Source organism: Lacihabitans lacunae, assembly GCF_042649125.1.
Classification (GTDB): Bacteria; Bacteroidota; Bacteroidia; order Cytophagales; family Spirosomataceae; genus Leadbetterella; species Leadbetterella lacunae.
In genome coordinates this window covers 1137987-1155720 of the sequence record NZ_JBHRYQ010000001.1, presented here as the reverse complement: position 1 = coordinate 1155720, position 17734 = coordinate 1137987, and the positions used below count along the sequence as shown (strand labels likewise).

Genomic DNA, 17734 nt, shown 5'->3' with positions numbered 1-17734 from the left:
GTTAAATTACTTTATTCTAAATATTCTAAAAGAGTTTGGATTTACTTCAAGCGGAAGTCCTTCATTCACGATTCCAGAAACCGAAATTTTGAATTTCTCATTTCCTTCAAACGCCTCTTCTGCGGTTAGTACTTTGTCAGATTTTTTGTTTAGAACTTCATTTAATACGCTTTCAGGAAGTTTTACCTTTAAAAAGGTATTGTTTTGTAAATCAAAATTATACACAAAAAGTAAGACTTCTTTCCCCGAAAACCTTAAATAACTGTAGCATTTAGTAGTGTCATATCCTTGAGATTCAAAATTTAGATATTGTAAATCATGGAAACCACCATTCTTTATAGCCTCTTGTTTTTGGGCAAACTTTAAAGTGGCCTCATAAAACGAACGTATTTTCAGCTCCTCATTGCTTAAATTTTTAACATTAAATTCTCCACCTTTTATCCAGTTTTGTAATTCGGGTAATCCCCAATAATCAAAAATAGTAGTTCTACCGTCATTTCCTTGGAATCCTTCTGCCATTACTGGTTTCACACCTAATTCCTGTCCATAATAAACCATAATGGGGCCCGTATGTAAGGTAGCGGAAAGCATCATTGCCGCAAAAGCACTTTCTGGTGTTTTACCAAAAGGTTCTGAAGCTATTCTTTGTTCGTCGTGGTTTTCTAAAAAACGAAGCATGTGATTACTGAAATCTCCCGATTCATTTTGCCAAACCCTTGAGATATCCATCGCATTTCCATGTCCTTCTATTAGTCTTCTAAGTGCATCATAGAGGCCAACTTTATCGTACAAGTAGTCAAATTTTCCATTAAATATATAATTTCTGTATTCGGCAGGATTATAAACTTCGGCAATAAATATCACTTCGGGATACTTAGCCTTTACTTTCGGAATGGCGTAAGCCCAAAACTCTACGGGCACCATTTCGGCCATGTCACACCTAAAACCATCCACACCTTTTGCGGACCAAAACAACAAGATGTCCGTCATTTTCTTCCAAGTGTCTGGCAAAGGCTCAAAGACTTTGTTTTTGCCATTTAAATAATCGACTCCATAATTTAGTTTTATAGTTTCAAACCAGTCATTAATACTTGGATTGGCATTGAAAACATCATTTCCAGTAGCCTTTGCCGGTGTTTCGATATATTCCCCCTCAAAACTTATGGGCACTTTTACACCCTCTGGTATTTTAAAACTTGAGTTTGCTATGTAGTAAAAGTTATTTTGATTTTGAAAAGAACCGTCTTTTTGGTCTTTTGCCCCAAAGTCTTTAACACCTTTTGGCTTAGCATCAGAATTGTATTCTCTCGCTACATGATTCGGAATGAAATCAATGAGCACTTTCATTTTTTGTTTGTGCGTACGCTCCAGTAAAGCCTCAAATTCCGCCATTCGGTTTTCCACATTTACGGCATAATCAGGATTTACATCATAATAGTCTTTGATGGCGTATGGAGAGCCCGCTATTCCTTTCACAGTTTCTGGATGGTCTTTTTTTATTCCAAAAGCCGAGTAGTCGGTCATGGTGGCGTGTTCTATTACGCCGGTGTACCACACATGGGTAATTCCCAATGACTTTATAGACTTTAGAGCGGCATTGTTGATATCATTAAACTTGGTAACTCCGTTTTCTTCCTTAGTACCATTAAACTTATTAGTGGTGTTTTGGTTGGCGAAAATTCGGGTAAATAATTGATAAATTGCAATTTTGTCCTCTTTGGTTTTTTGAGCTTGGCTTTTGTTCATTACTAAAGTTATAGATAAAATAATAAGAAGAATCTTATTCATAGGTTTAAAGTATAGGTTTTCAAAGGTAAATAGGTTTTTTTTATGAAAAAACACTCTTAATGCTTTATTTTGTATCAATAAATACTTTAAACCTAATGAAACTTCCTTTACGTATTTTGGGTGTACTGTTTGTATACCTTAGCTTAAGCTCATTTGCTTTTTGTCAAAACATTGAAATCCAAAGACTTGAGCCAAGTCACTGGTACATTGGCATGAATGGTGGTAAACTCCAATTGTTAGTCTACGGTCCTAATATTTCTAAATCTGATGTTAGACTAAAAAAATACAAAGGAGTAAAGCTTTCAAAAATTAACAAAGTTGAAAACCCCAATTACCTATTTTTAGACCTCACTATTAGTTCTAAAACTAAGCCAGGAAACATAAATCTAATATTTTCTAATGACAAAGGGGCCTTTGAGCAACCTTTTGAAATCAAAGAAAAATCAGGATATCAAACCGCTGGGGTAAATTCGAGTGATTTTATATACTTGCTAATGCCAGACAGGTTTGCGAATGGAGACCCTTCAAATGATAAGTTTGATGATATGGCGGACCCAAATTCGGATAGGAAAAACCCATGGCAAAGACACGGTGGCGATTTAAAAGGCATTCAGAATCATTTAGATTATTTCAAAGAATTAGGAGTTACAGCTCTTTGGCTTAATCCGGTTTTAGAAAATAACCAGCCACTAACGGATGAGGGAGGTCAAATGAGAAGTGCGTACCACGGTTATGGAATCACAAACCACTATGAAGTAGACAAACGTTTAGGTGGCAATAAAGCATACCTAGATTTAGTAGAAGAGTCGCATAAGAATAATTTAAAAATCATTCACGACGCAGTATATAATCATGTTGGGGTTAATCATTGGATTTTAAAAGATTTACCTATGAAATCGTGGTTAAATCAATGGGACTCCTACACCAATACTTCGTATAAAGACCAGCCTTTACTTGATCCTCATGCTTCAGCATACGATTATAAGATGGTTCAAAACGGATGGTTTGTGCCATTTTTGCCAGACTTAAACCAGCAAAACGAATACGTGGCCAATTATTTAATCCAAAATGCACTTTGGCTTACCGAGTATTTTAAATTGGATGCTTGGCGAATAGATACTTATATATATAACGATTTGGAGTTTATGAATCGTTGTAATCAAGCCATTTTAGATGAATATCCAAACATTCATATTTTTGGAGAATCGTGGGTTAATTCTGTGCCAAATCAAGCTTATTTTACAAGAAACAAGCTTGAGGTTCCTTTTAAGTGTAATCAGCCCGGCACTGTAGATTTTCAGTTAGAATTTGCAATGAACGCCGCTTTAAATGAAAGTTATGGTTGGAATGAAGGTGTTCAAAAACTATATCAGGTACTTGGTCAGGATTATTTATACGAAGACGCAAGTAAGTTGGTGACGTTTTTGGATAATCATGATATGGACCGGTATTATTCTGTAATTGGCGAAGATTTTGATAATTATAAAATGGGTTTGGCTTGGCTTTTGACGACAAGAGGTATTCCTCAGTTGTATTACGGAACTGAGTTTTTGATGAAAAACTTTAAAAACCCGACTGATGCTGAGGTCAGAAAAGACTTTCCAGGTGGTTTTGAAGGAGATTCAGTAAACAAGTTTGTTGCCGCAGGCAGAACAGAAAAAGAGAATGAAGCCTTTAATTTCGTTAAAAAAGTAGCTAATTTTAGAAAAAACTCAGAAGCTATAAAATTTGGAAAGCTTGTACAGTTTTTACCATTTGATGAAGGTGTTTATGTATATTTCAGAATATCGGATAAAGAAGTGGTTATGGTGGCTGCAAATACCTCGAAAGTTGACAAAACGATTAATTTGGATAGATTTAGCGAAATTATTGGTAATAGCCTGTCTGGTACAGAAATCGTTAAAAATATAGAATTTAAAGAAGCCAAAGAACTAAAAATAAGAACCAAAGAAACATTTATAATTAACCTAAAAAAATGATAAACGCATTTTTATTTGACTTAGATGGTGTCATTGTAGACACTGCAGTATATCACTTTCAAGCTTGGAGAAAGTTGAGCCAAACCCTTGGGTTTGATATAGACCATGAATTTAATGAAACTTTAAAAGGCATAAGTAGGGTAGATTCATTAAACAGAATTCTTGAGAAAGGAGGAGTTGAACTCAGCGATGAGAAAAAGAATGAGCTAGCGGCTCTAAAGAATGTTTGGTATTTGGAGTTTGTGAATCAAATGACCGAGAAAGACATCCTGCCTGGGGTTTTAGATTTTTTAGAAAATACAAGAAATGCAGGTATTAAAATAGCCTTGGGTTCGGCAAGTAAAAACGCTGGAATTATTTTAGAGAAAATAAATTTGATGCACTTTTTTGATGCAATAGTAGATGGAAATAAGGTTTCTAAAAGCAAACCACACCCGGAGGTGTTTTTAAATGGTGCTACAGCCTTAAATGTTGAGCCAGAAACTTGCTTGGTTTTTGAAGATGCATTTGCAGGAATAGAAGCTGCTCACGCAGCCAATATGAAAGCAGTTGGAATTGGTAAATCAGATGCTTTGCCAAATGCCGATATTATTTTTGAAAACTTAGTGGGGATTGACCCCAAAGAATTGATAGCCAAATTGTAATACTTTATCCTTTTTTTATAAATACAAAATCAATGAAAGATTATTTAGTGCACGACGAATGGTGCGTTATAGAAGACAAATTTCATAGCGAACATAACGAAATTACCGAAAGCTTAATGAGCCTTGGAAACGGCCGTATGGGTCAGCGTGGTAATTTTGAAGAGAACTATTCAGGTAAAAGCTTGCAAGGTAACTACGTAGCAGGCGTATGGTTTCCTGACAAAACACGAGTGGGTTGGTGGAAAAACGGCTATCCGGACTATTTTGCCAAAGTAATAAATGCCTGTGATTGGACAAGTGTAGAAATTAATGTGGAAGGAGAGGAGTTCGATTTGGCGAAGGTCAAAATTTTGAACTTCAGAAGAGTACTTAATATGAAAGAAGGTACACTTAGCCGCGAATGCGAGGTGGAGTTTCCATCTGGAAATATTGTAAAAGTAACTTCACTAAGGTTTTGTAGCATGGCTCATGACGAGTCTGGGGCACTTAAAATGACGATTACACCGGTTAACTTTTCGGGTGAAATATGCATAAAGCCGGCTTTGGATGGCGACGTGAAAAACAAAGATGCAAACCACGGAGAAGTGTTTTGGAACGAATTAGCCAAAGAAAGTACTTTTGGCGAGGCATATTTGACCATGGAAACTAAAAAATCTACTTGGGAGAGCGTGCCTACTTTTCAGGTTTGTACGGGTATGAAGTATGAAGTTATAAAAAATGGGCTACCTGAAGAAGTAACAGCTTTGCCTCTAAAAGCAGAGAAGTTTATCGGTGCTGAAATCAAATCGCATGTGATTTTGGGAGAAACCCTTACCTTAATCAAATATGCAGTAAATATTTCTTCTGAAAACTACGCCACCTCACTATTAACCAAAGAGGCTAAAAATTATATTAAAAACATTTCTGAAATTGGTTTTGAAAAGATGCTTACCCTTCATAAAGAAGTTTGGGCCGAAAAATGGAACAGAAATGACATAAAAATAGAAGGTGACAAAGCTGCTCAGCAAGGTATTAGATTCAACATATTTCACTTGCAGCAAACCTATACGGGCAAAGATGCTAGACTAAATATTGGACCTAAAGGATTTACAGGAGAAAAGTATGGGGGTGTAACCTATTGGGATACAGAAGCCTATTGCTTGCCTTTTTACTTGTCAGTAGCTGAGCCAGAAGTTTCTCGCAATCTGTTGGTATACAGACATAATCATTTGCAAAAAGCCATAGAAAATGCTCAAAAGCTCGGATTTAGCAACGGTGCAGCTTTATATCCGATGGTAACCATGAATGGTGAAGAATGCCATAATGAGTGGGAAATTACGTTTGAAGAAATTCACCGAAACGGTGCAATAGCCTATGCAATCTTTGATTATATAAACTACACTGGAGATAAAAACTACCTAAATGAGTTTGGGCTGGATGTATTGATTTCTATTTCGAGGTTCTGGGCACAAAGGGTAAATTGGTCAGCAAACTTGAATAAGTATGTGATGCTTGGCGTAACAGGTCCAAACGAGTACGAAAACAATGTAAATAATAATTTTTATACCAACTATTTGGCGGTTTGGACGTTAAAATATACGTTAGAGTCTATCCAATATTGTAAAGAAAACGCAAGTAGATTTGCCGAAATTTCGAACAAATTAAGTTTTGATTTTGAGGAAGAAACAAAGCTATGGAACGATATTATTGAAAAAATGTACTTTCCGTATGATTCAGAAAGAGGCGTTTATTTACAGCAAGATGGTTTTTTAGACAAAGAGTTGCTTTCTGTTGATCAGATTACCGAACATAGACCTATCAACCAAAAATGGTCGTGGGATAGAATATTACGTTCGTGTTTTATAAAGCAAGCGGATGTTTTGCAAGGTTTTTACTTTTTCGAAAATGACTTTGATCTCGACGCCCACAGAAGAAACTTTGATTTTTATGAGCCAATGACCGTTCATGAATCATCGCTTTCGCCATGTGTGCATACTATTTTGGCTTGCAAATTAGATAAAATCGAGAAGGCATACGAAATGTATGTGCGTACGGCCAGACTTGATCTCGACGATTATAATAACGACACTGAAGATGGGTTACACATTACTTCTATGGCAGGAACTTGGATGTCTGTAGTGAAGGGTTTTGGTGGAATGCGAGTAGAAGATACTCAACTTCATTTAAACCCGAAATTGCCTGCAAATTGGGAGGGACTAGCATTTAGAATAGGTATAAACGGTGTTTTATTAGAAGTAAAAGTAAATAAAAGTGGGGTTTCACTTGAAAACTTGAGCGACAAAGATACCGAAATTAAGCTTTACGATTCTATGGTAAGTGTAAAAGCATATAGCAGTTATCAAAATTATTAATAAATAGAAATGGCCTCATTTATTGAGGTCATTTTTTTGTATTTATATAGAAAATGAGTTCAAATAAAAAGAATTGGATAAAGGTTAAAACAGAAGTTGCTTACGAAAACCCATGGATAAAAGTTGAGCACCACGATGTGATTAATCCATCTGGAGGAGAAGGGATTTATGGTCAAGTTAACTTTAAAAACATTGCAACGGGCATTATTCCGCTCGATAAGGATGGTTTTACCTGGTTAATTGGTCAGCACAGATTTCCATTAGATGAATATTCGTGGGAAATACCAGAGGGTGGTTGTCCGTTTACAGAGGATGTTTTGGTTGCTGCCAAAAGAGAATTACAAGAAGAGGCGGGCATTTTGGCAAAAAAATGGACGATGATTTCGAAGATTCATACTTCTAATTCTGTTTGTAATGAGGTAGGGTTTATCTTTTTGGCCGAAGACTTAGAATTTACAGAAGCTAAACCCGAAGAAACTGAAGACCTTCAAGTAAAGAAAGTACACATCAAAGACGCCATAAAAATGGTGATGGAAAACAAAATAACGGACTCAATATCTGTAGCAGGTTTGCTAAAAGTAGGGGTATTGAAAAAACTCTTTTAAACTAAAAGAGTTTTTTCAAAAATATAACTTTCCCATTCTGCTTGGCGAGCACCTTTTAACACACGAGGAAACTTGTTTTGCCCACCTACTTTTCCTTTAGATTTCATATAGTCTAAAAATGAAGCAGTAGGCAATACTTTGCAGAATACGTTTTTTAGTGCATGTCTACGCTCCACGGCATAATCGTCGTTTAGTTCATGGAGTTTTTTATCGATAAACCTTCCTAGTTCGTTTTCGTCAATCTCATCATCAGTGCCGATGTACCATTGATGTGCAAAAAGCGGCGAATGTGGGATTCCCGTCACAGTAAACTCTTTAATCGTAATATTAAAATGCTTAGACGCTGCATCTACAGCATTATTAAGGTTATCTACCGAAATGTGCTCGCCACAAAGGCTAAGGAATTGTTTGGTTCTACCCGTAATTTTGATCTCACATTTAGCCACATCTGTAAACTTAACGGTATCTCCAATAAGGTACCTCCAAGCACCCGAGCAAGTCGATATTAATAGGGCATAATCTACATCAGGTTCTACTTCAGTTATTAATAGGGTTTGGGCGTCTTGCTTAATATCTCCGTTTTCATCAAAATTATCTTCGTTAAAAGGTACAAATTCAAAGAAAATTCCATTGTTTAGAATTAATTGAAGGTTTGCATTAGGTCTTGCCTGATACGCAATAAAACCTTCAGAAGCCAAATATGTTTCTATGTAAATCATGGGTTTTCCCATCAATTTTTCAAAACCGTTTTTATAGGGTTCAAAAGAAACTCCTCCCCAGCCATAAACTGATAAGTTTGGCCATATTTCGTGAATATTCTTCAAGTTATATTTCTCAATAACGCGTTCGCACAATATTTGAATCCAAGCAGGTACACCAGCCAAAAAGCCAATATCCCAATTTGGAGCATTATTTGTGATTTCTTGAAGTTTTTGTTCCCAATCTTTAACCTGAGCTATTTCTCTGCCTGGTTTAAAGAAGTTTTCAAACCAAAAAGGTATGTTTCCTGTGGTTATTCCACTTAGGTCGCCCTCAAATCTGCCTTCGGATTCGGCAAGTTGTGTACTGCCGCCGAGCATTAAGTAGCTTTTGTCAAACAAGTTTTCTGGTAAATTGTCATAATTGCCCAATGCTATTATTTGATTTACTCCTGCTCGGTTTATAGCTTTTATCATTTCCTTAGAAACCGGAATATGCTTCGAAGGACTTCCTGATGTTCCAGAACTTAAAGCAAAATACTTGATTTTACCGGGCCAGCAGATGTTTTCTTCGCCTTTGTGGCATCTTTGCCACCATTGCTCATATAAGGAATTATAATCGAAAATTGGTACATTTTCTTTAAATGCCGAAAAACGATTGTTGCCCTTTTCAAAAAGTAATTGATTCAAAATATCATCAAAACCATAGGCTTCACCAAACTTGGTAGACCTAGCTTTAGTCAACAGTTTTATTAGAACTCTTTTTTGCTGATTTTGGGGTTTTGTTATATTTAATTTCTTAATTCTACTGGTAATTTTCACACTACCTTTGAGAACATTACTAAGTACTGCCATATCTATTAATTATTTAGAAAATAAGAACGTATGTATGCCTTACAATTAGTTTAAATCCCACTTCATAATTGTTTCTAATGCCTCATAGTCAGTTAAATCATATTTACAAGGTACCACAGTTACAAAGTTTTGATCTAACTGAGCTATATCGTTATCCATAGATTCGGGCTCTCGATTTACAAATGCTCCTCCCATCCAAAAATACGGCCTTCCGTGGGGGTCTTTTCTCGAATCAAATTCTTCTTTCCAGTAGCCATTAGTTTGGCGTGTTACTTTTATCCCAGCCAAAGGTTTATCAGAAACCGCTGGAAAATTAACGTTCAGTGCCACATGTTTAGGTAAACCCTTAGCTAACACCTCTTTAACTATTTTTTGAATAAACGGTCTTGTGTGTTCAAAATCAGCATCGTATCTAAAATCATTTAATGAAAACCCTACTGCAGGGATGCCTTCTATGGCACCTTCTATGGCTGCTGACATTGTACCAGAGTATATTACAGAGATCGATGCATTGTTTCCATGGTTAATGCCACTTACCACAAGGTCTATGGTTTTTCCTTTTAATAGTTCATGTTTTGCTAATTTTACACAATCAGCGGGCGTGCCTGAGCATTCGTAAGATTGGATATCACCAAAAATAGGCGATTTTTTAATATGAATGGTAGAGTCTACGGTTATGGCATGCCCCATTCCTGAGTTTGGACTATCAGGAGCTACAACAAATACTTCCCCGATTTTTTCCATTTCTTCTATTAAAACCCGTATGCCTTTCGAAGTTATACCGTCATCGTTTGTTACTACTATAAGTGGTTTGCTCATTATTTATATTTAAGTAATAGTTTTTAGTGTTATTCACAAAGTCCGAGATTTTCAACAATCTCAAGTTTTTTAGTATTTAATCGGGTTTTAAAAGCTAAGTCAGGTCTATATCCGTCTTTGGGTTTAGAATAAGCACCCGTTCCATCATAAGGACGCTTTTTTGGGTGCACTTTACATGCTGTGGAGCATGCTCCTTCATATTCGGTGCCACATGCCTCACAAATAGCCAAGTGTGCATTACAAACGGGATTTGAGCAGTTTACCATTCTGTCAGAAGGGGTTTCGCAAATATGGCATTTTGAAATCACTTCTGGGTTAACTTTATTTACATCAGTAGTAACTCTTCCATCAAAAACGTAGCATTTCCCGTCAAAATTTTCGCCACCTACTTCAAGTCCGTATTTGATGATACCGCCATGTAATTGATACACATCGGTAAAACCTTGATCTAATAAATACGCACTTGCTTTTTCGCATTTGATCCCACCTGTGCAGTAGGTTACTATAGTTTTATCTTTTAAATGGGCTATTTCAGATACGTGTTTGGGTAAATCTCTCAGGTTTTCCATATCAAAGGTAACAGCACCTTTAAACTTGCCAACCGCATGTTCATAATTTGACCGCATGTCTACCAAAACTACATTTGGGTCATTGAGCATCTCTTTCAGCTGTTGCGGCTCAAGATGCTTACCTGTTTTTACCAAAGGGTCTACTGGTAACTCCGAATGCACGATTTCTTTCTTTATTTTAACATAAAGTTTATTAAATGCTACTTTGTCATAGGTTTCTACTTTAAAGTCTATCGATTGAAATCTAGGGTCAGATTTTACCCATTTCATGTAATTTTCACATGCTTCTACCGTTCCCGAAACGGTTCCATTTAGACCTTCTGGAGAGATAATTATTCTTCCTAACAGATTGTTTTTAACACAATATTCGTGATGGATGTCTCTGTATTCTAGGACATTATCAATTGGGCTATAGATGTAATATAAGAGTACTGAGTATGCGTTCATTTTTGTAAGAAGTATTTTTGAAAACAAAACCTATTAAGGATTAAGTTCATTGCTTTTTTTAGATTCGATTTAAAGCCTACTTTATAACTTTCGTGCAAAATTACGAAACCTGCTAAATAAAATTGTGTTTTTTGCTTCAATATCTACTATTTTTGCCCAATTAAATAAAAAAAAACAAGCATGCACATCGCCATCACGGGCAACATAGGAGCAGGGAAAACCACTTTAGCCGAAAAACTAGCCGCTTACTATGGTTGGGAGGTATTTTACGAAGCAGTAGATGGTAACCCTTATTTGGCTCCTTTTTATGACGATATGGAGCAATGGTCGTTTCACCTCCAAATTTATTTTCTTAACAGCAGATTTGAGCAAGTTCTCAAAATTCAGGAGCAGCAAGAGCTCACTATTATCCAAGATCGTACTATCTATGAAGATGCGTATATATTCGCAAAAAACTTGTATGAGAGTGGAAAAATGAATGAAATAGACTTTAATACCTATCATAGTTTGTTCAATACTATCATGAAAGCTATTTCGCCGCCAGACCTAATGATATATTTAAAAGCGGATGTAAATAAACTGGTTAAGCAAATAAAACTTAGAAATAGAGGCTTTGAGCAAAATATAGATCCGCAGTATTTGGTGAGCCTTAATGGTCTTTATGAAGACTTTAAAAATCAATATAACCACGGTAAGTTCATTGAGATTGATGTCAACGATATTGACTTCGTTAAAAACCCCGAAGACTTTGATTTTATAAGAAATACCCTTGAAAAGCAGGTAAACATAGGGAAGCAATTGAAGATTTAACTTTATTTATAATTTTAAATTACAATGCTTTGAATCGAATTTTGTTATTTTGACGTAGAATTTAAAAATTATCCCAAACAATAAACACATATATAACTGATTAATAAAAATTTATGAAATTTAAAAGTTTAAACAACATTGGAGGCTGGCTCGCTTTCTTAATTGCTTTGGTGACCTACACGCTCACAGTAGAACCTACGGCAAGTTTCTGGGACTGTGGCGAGTTTATTGCTTGTGCATACAAACTTGAAGTACCTCACCCATCAGGTGCACCATTTTTCTTACTTATTGGTAGAATAGCCTCTCTTTTTGCAGGTTCTGATGTTACCAAAGTGGCTTTAATGGTCAATATGGTTTCAGTACTTGCAAGTGCTTTTACCATTCTATTTATGTTTTGGACCATCACTTTGGTAGCCAGAAAAATAGTAAAAGTTAAAGATGAAAACCTTGAATTAGCGGATACCATTAAAATTTTGGGAGCTGCTATGGTGGGTTCTTTGGTATATACTTTTTCAGATTCATTCTGGTTTTCGGCAGTCGAAGCTGAGGTTTATGGTATGTCATCGTTTTTTACTGCAATAGTAGTTTGGGCGGCGTTCAGATGGGAAGTCATCGAAGACGGAGCAGCTCAAAATAAATGGTTGATTTTCATAGCATACTTAGTAGGTCTTTCTATAGGGGTCCATTTATTAAACTTGGTAGCTTTACCAGCTTTGGCACTTTTATATTATTTCAAAAAATCAAAAAATATTACTTTCAAAGGTGGCTTTATTGCCTTTTTGGGAGGCTTAGTGGTATTGGGAATTATCATGGTGGGCCTTATTACTGGACTTCCTACGCTTGGTTTTGGTTTTGATAAACTGTTCGTAAATACATTTGGATTGCCATTCTCATCAGGTATGATATTCTTTGTAATTTTACTTATCGGTGCATTGGTTTATGGTATTTATTATTCTCAAAAACATCAGAAAGAAGTTTTAAACACGGTTTTATTATCGTTTGCTTTCGTTCTTATTGGTTATTCTACATACACAATCGCGTTGATTCGTTCTAACTACAATCCACCGATTAACGAGAACAACCCGAGTAATGTAATGAACTTTACTTACTATCTTAAAAGAGAGCAGTACGGAAGTAGACCGTTGCTTTATGGTCCGATTTATACCGCTCAGCTTACTGCGATAAATAAAGGAGAGCCTAACTATAAAATAGGTCCAAATAGCTACGAAATATACGATTACAGCCCTGAGTATGTGTGGGACAATGCCGGCAAAATGTTGTTACCAAGGGTTTGGTCGCAAGATCCGAATCATATTTCGCTTTACAGAAGCAAACTTAATATTGCTGAAGGCCAAAGACCTAGTTTAGGCGATAACCTTTCGTTTATGTTTTCACATCAGTTTGGGCATATGTATTGGAGGTATTTCATCTGGAATTTCTGGGGAAGAGCCTCAGATATAGAAGGGGCAAAGGCCACTAATATTTTCGAAAAAACTTCTGACCTGCCGCAATTATACGCTTCAAACAAAGGAAGAACAAACTACTATGGTTTGCCTATTATTTTAGGAATCTTAGGTTTGTTTTATCTATACATGAAAAGCGAAAGAGATGCATTTGTAATGTTCTTGCTGTTTTTCTTCACGGGTTTAGGTTTGGTGATTTACCTTAACTCTCCTCCAATAGAACCGCGTGAAAGAGACTACATTTATGTGGGATCCTTTTATTTCTTTGCCATGTGGGTTGGTTTGGGTGTTATGGCTCTGACAGACTATGTGTTTAAGTTTATTAAAAACAATACCGTAAATTCTGCATTGGCTACCGCTTTAGGTTTAATAGTTCCCATAATAATGGCCAAACAAGCTTGGGCGGGTCATGACAGATCAGAAAGAGTTCACCAAATGGACTTTGCCAAAAACTTGCTTAACTCTTGCGATAAAGACGCCATATTATTTACTGGTGGAGATAACGATACCTTCCCACTTTGGTATGTTCAAGAAGTGGAAGGGTTCAGAACTGACGTAAGAGTATGTAATTTGAGCTTGTTGGGTACCGAATGGTATATCGACCAAATGAAACGTAAAACCTACGAGTCTAGTCCTTTGCCGATTTCATTTGATATGAATTCTTATAACAAAGGGATAAACGATCAAATTCCTTTTGTTAAAAATCCAAATCCTCAAGTACAGGCAGGTATTAACTTAAAAGAGTACTTGAATTTGGTTAGAAAAAATGATCCTGCTATTCAGATGCAAGTGAGTTCGGGTGATATGATTAATGTCTTACCTTCAGCTAACTTCTATTTGGATATGGATGCTGAGGCAGTAAGCAAAATGTCTTACATTCCCGAGCAATATAAGCCATTAATAAAAAATAGATTTGAGTGGAATTTTGGAGAGCGTGATATCTTGAAAAATGACCTTTTGGTTTTAGATATAATTGCACAAAATGACTGGAAGAGACCAATTTATTTCTCTGGCACGTTGTCTCCAAGTTCATATATGAACCTCAAAGAATACTGCCAATTAGAAGGCTATGCGTACAGATTGATGCCGTTTAAAGTAGAAGGAGCAAGAGATGGTTTTGCTAATACGGACTTAATGAAAGACAGATTGTTGAATAAAATGTCTTGGACCGGTTTAGATAATGCAAATATCTACTATGATAGCGAAACTTACCTTAAAGTACCTATTATAACAGCTCGTTTTGCGTTTATTCGTTTAGCTGATCAGTTAGTTAGAGAAGGTAAAAAAGAAGAAGCAGAAGCTATTTTGGACAAATCTTTGGCACTAATGCCTGACAAGTCGATACCATTTGATCAATTGGTTGCTAACTATCCGATTTTCTATTATGAAATAGGAAATAAAGAAAAAGCCAAGGCGATTTCGGAAGTGATAGTAAACAGAGCAGATGAAGAATTGAAGTATTTTATAAAGAAAAATAAAGTTCAAGGTGATAAGCAGTGGGGTGATAGAAACATAGAAAATATCATTCAGTCTGACATGAGGCTTATTCAGTTGTTATACACAGCTGCTGAGCAACATGACAAACCTTTGGCCGAAAAATATAAGAAGATTTATGAAGACCATATGGCTCAACTAAGATAAGTCGTTAAATTTTCGCAAAAAGCCCCTTTAAAATTTTTTAAAGGGGCTTTTTTTTTACTTTTGCAATAATGTTGCAAAAAGGAAACAAATTGAAAACTAAAATAATACTTCTCATCGTTTTTTCTATTTTTCAAAATATCGCATTCGCTCAAAAAACGAATTGTGGATGTTTCGTGAAAGGAATAATCAAAGACAATACTTCTAAAGAAGGGATTCCGGGTGCATTAATATTGATACCAGAACAAAATAAGGCTATTTTTTCTGATGAAAATGGAAATTATAAAATCACCGGATTGTGTGAGGGTAAGTTTAAAATGAAGGTTACGATATTGGGTTATTCTGAACAAATCATAGATATTGACCTTACGCATGAAACAGAACATGATTTTTCTTTAAATGAAAATCAATTGCACCTCAAAGAAGTAAATGTTACAGCTAAAAAAATAGAGAGCATAGGCGACAAGAAAGAAGAACTATCTGATAAAGCGATATTTAGTAAGTCAGGCGAATCTTTGGCATCTAGCCTTAGTCAAATAAATGGACTCACGATGCTCCAAAACGGAGCTACTATTTCTAAGCCTGTTATTCATGGTTTACATTCCAATAGGATTTTGATTTTGAACAACGGCGTTAGACACGAAGGGCAACAATGGGGAAACGAGCATGCTCCTGAGATTGACCCATTTATGGCCAAAAAAGTAAGTGTAATAAAAGGTGCCAAAGGCGTTAGGTATGGCTCAGATGCAATAGGCGGTGTCATAATGGTAGAAAGTAATCCTTTGGCTCCCAAAGACAGTATTTCAACTGAAATAAATCAAACCATTATGACTAATGGTCGCAATGTTGCCCTTTCGGCAATTGTAGAAGGTGGTTTAGGCAATAAAATTGGTTGGAGAGCCCAAATGACCGGTAAAAAGGCAGGAAACTTGTCTACACCTAACTATAATTTAGCCAATACCGGTTTTCAGGAATTTAATTTTTCTTTAGAAATGGCGGTAATTCTCAACAGAATAGAACATAAAATTTTGTTTTCACAAGTAAACTCTAAAATTGGGATTTTTTCAGGTTCTCATATTGGCAATACCACCGATCTTAAAAAAGCCATTGAAGCAGAACGCCCATTGAGTATTTATACTCCGGAAGCATTTACCTACGAAATTGGCCGGCCTTACCAAGATATTCAACATAATTTGACTTCTTACAAAGGGAAATTAAGGCTAAAAAACAATTCTTCACTTGAAGCCAAGTTGGGTTATCAATACAATTTCAGGTCTGAAGTAGATGTTTTGCGTGGGGATAGAAACACCTCCCAAGTATTTAAGATTCACTCAGAAACCTACGAGTTGCTTTATAATCACTTGCCTATTTTCGATAGAATAACGGGCTATGTTGGCTCTAATGGACTTGTTCAACAAAATATAGCCACAGGAACTATCCTCAATCCCATACGCTCTAAAGTTCTTATCCCTAATTTTTCAAATTTCACAAATGGGGTATTTTTGGTTGAAAGACTTTTAAATTCTTGGGGAGACTTTGAGTTTGGTGTTAGAATAGACTATCGAAAACTTTCAGTTTACAGGCTTTTAAGTCCGAATGAAATAAAAAACAACGTTAAAGAAAACTTTAACTTTTCAGGCTCTTTAGGTTTTGAAAAAACACTGAGCAAATCCACTAAAATAACATACAATATAGCCACGGCTTGGAAACCACCAACAGTAAACGAACTATACAGCGACGGAGTGCACCACGGTGCAGCTAGTTATGAAGTCGGTGACGAAAACTTGACGATAGAAAAAGCTCTAAACAATAGTTTGGGTTTAGCTTTTAATCATAAAATGATAGATGTTGACTTACAATTTTACTTAAATAGAATTAATAATTATATCTACGCAGCTCCTACAGGACTAAGTGTTTTGAGTGTTCGAGGTGCATTTCCTGAGTTTAGATATACCCAGACAAACGCTCTGTTTTCAGGAGTAGATTATAGCCAATCGTTACATTTTAACAGGTTTATTACGCTTAATAGCCAAGTTTCTCTACTTAGAGCAAATGATTTAGTTTTTAAACAACCTTTGATTTTTATACCTGCCAATAGAACCACCAACGCAATGCTAATTGCCAACAAGAAACTATTTTTTGATGAAATAAAATTTGAATGGCAATATGTAGCACGGCAAAACAGGACGCCAGACAAATCAGTATTTAGCTTAGAAGGCCAAACCTCAGATATTACGCTAATCGGTGGAGATTATGCACCAACTCCATTGGCCTACCATACTTTCAATATTAGTTCTCAAAAAACGTTTTTGTTTAAAAAAGGGAAGTCGCTAAACCTTGGCTTAGAATGTAAAAACGTACTTAATACCGCATATCGAGACTATTTAAATAGATTTAGGTATTATGCCGACGAAATCGGTCGAAACGTCATTTTAAGGACACAATTTTTCTTTTAAATCAGAATTTGTTTTATATTTGCAACGTTGTTGCATTTAGAAACTAATATTTAAATTTAATGAAAAAAATATTGCTTGTAGTAGTGGTGTTTGCTTGGTCATGTAAAACCAGCGTAGAGCCTTTAGAAGAAAATGAGTTGATTACAACCGTAAAAATGAATTTTGAGAATGGGGGAGTGGTTAAGACTTTTTCTTTTAAAGATCCAGACGGAGACGGGGGAGCATCACCCACTTTAGATAAGATAGTGCTGGATAAAAGTAAAACGTATAATTTAACCCTTGAGTTTTTCGATGAATCAAAGTCGCCAGTACTTAATATTACCGACGAAATTTTAGATGCAGCTGACGAACATTTGGTTGCTTTTACATTAACTCCTAGTACTTTAGGAAAGTATACGTACAGTGATAAAGATAAAAATGGTTTCAATATTGGTTTAAAAGGGACTTTTGAAACTTTGGCTACAGCTGGTTCGGGAAAATTAAAAGTGCAACTTAGACATCAGCCACCTATCAATGGAATGATCAGTAAAAACGGCACTATTACTCCAGGAAGCGACGATGTAAATATCGATTTTGATATTGAAATTAAATAGATAAATGGATTTTGGTGCC

General features: G+C 35.9%; 12 protein-coding genes. 8 read left to right on the top strand and 4 right to left on the bottom strand.

Annotated elements, in window-relative coordinates:
- Positions 1–6 precede the first annotated feature (6 nt).
- On the bottom strand, positions 7–1788 hold the full coding sequence (locus ACFOOI_RS04895) for an alpha-amylase family glycosyl hydrolase (protein ID WP_379835688.1): 1782 nt from the start codon (positions 1786–1788) through the stop codon (positions 7–9).
- A gap of 95 nt (positions 1789–1883) precedes the next feature.
- Between ACFOOI_RS04895 and ACFOOI_RS04890 the strand changes: the two genes are divergently transcribed.
- From ACFOOI_RS04890 to ACFOOI_RS04875, 4 genes are read left to right on the top strand one after another with little or no spacing between them, the layout of a single operon-like run.
- Positions 1884–3767 (top strand): glycoside hydrolase family 13 protein, encoded by a 1884-nt coding sequence (locus tag ACFOOI_RS04890; protein ID WP_379835686.1) that lies wholly within the window; start codon positions 1884–1886, stop codon positions 3765–3767.
- On the top strand, positions 3764–4411 hold the full coding sequence (gene pgmB, locus ACFOOI_RS04885; RefSeq protein WP_379835684.1) for a beta-phosphoglucomutase: 648 nt from the start codon (positions 3764–3766) through the stop codon (positions 4409–4411). The genes ACFOOI_RS04890 and pgmB overlap by 4 nt, the downstream gene beginning before the upstream one ends.
- A 32-nt stretch (positions 4412–4443) precedes the next feature.
- On the top strand, positions 4444–6762 hold the full coding sequence (locus ACFOOI_RS04880; protein WP_379835682.1) for a family 65 glycosyl hydrolase domain-containing protein: 2319 nt from the start codon (positions 4444–4446) through the stop codon (positions 6760–6762).
- 53 nt (positions 6763–6815) lie between these two features.
- Complete coding sequence (locus ACFOOI_RS04875; RefSeq protein ID WP_379835680.1) at positions 6816–7367, top strand: NUDIX domain-containing protein; 552 nt, start codon at positions 6816–6818, stop codon at positions 7365–7367.
- On the opposite strand, the gene ACFOOI_RS04870 is transcribed toward ACFOOI_RS04875, so the two are convergent.
- Genes ACFOOI_RS04870 through trhO form a run of 3 tightly spaced genes read right to left on the bottom strand, consistent with a single transcriptional unit; the run spans position 7364 to position 10755 of the window.
- Positions 7364–8920, bottom strand: a complete 1557-nt coding sequence (locus ACFOOI_RS04870; RefSeq protein WP_379835678.1) for a GH3 family domain-containing protein — start codon at positions 8918–8920, stop codon at positions 7364–7366. The genes ACFOOI_RS04875 and ACFOOI_RS04870 overlap by 4 nt on opposite strands.
- Before the next feature lie 45 nt (positions 8921–8965).
- Positions 8966–9739 (bottom strand): 5'/3'-nucleotidase SurE, encoded by a 774-nt coding sequence (gene surE, locus ACFOOI_RS04865; protein WP_379835676.1) that lies wholly within the window; start codon positions 9737–9739, stop codon positions 8966–8968.
- 29 nt (positions 9740–9768) lie between these two features.
- Positions 9769–10755, bottom strand: coding sequence for an oxygen-dependent tRNA uridine(34) hydroxylase TrhO (gene trhO, locus ACFOOI_RS04860; RefSeq protein ID WP_379835674.1), 987 nt, complete (start codon positions 10753–10755; stop codon positions 9769–9771).
- Between the two features lie 180 nt (positions 10756–10935).
- Here trhO and ACFOOI_RS04855 point away from each other — a divergent pair, with 180 nt between their 5' ends.
- The 4 genes from ACFOOI_RS04855 to ACFOOI_RS04840 all read left to right on the top strand — a co-directional run bounded on the left by ACFOOI_RS04855 (position 10936) and on the right by ACFOOI_RS04840 (position 17715).
- A complete protein-coding gene (locus tag ACFOOI_RS04855) occupies positions 10936–11565 on the top strand; it encodes a deoxynucleoside kinase (protein ID WP_379835672.1) in 630 nt (209 codons plus the stop codon).
- Between the two features lie 113 nt (positions 11566–11678).
- Positions 11679–14669: a glycosyltransferase family 117 protein gene (locus ACFOOI_RS04850; protein WP_379835670.1), complete on the top strand. Its 2991-nt coding sequence runs from the start codon at positions 11679–11681 to the stop codon at positions 14667–14669.
- A gap of 89 nt (positions 14670–14758) precedes the next feature.
- On the top strand, positions 14759–17122 hold the full coding sequence (locus tag ACFOOI_RS04845) for a TonB-dependent receptor (protein WP_379835668.1): 2364 nt from the start codon (positions 14759–14761) through the stop codon (positions 17120–17122).
- Positions 17123–17181: 59 nt separating this feature from the next.
- Complete coding sequence (locus tag ACFOOI_RS04840) at positions 17182–17715, top strand: hypothetical protein (RefSeq protein ID WP_379835666.1); 534 nt, start codon at positions 17182–17184, stop codon at positions 17713–17715.
- Positions 17716–17734 lie beyond the last annotated feature (19 nt).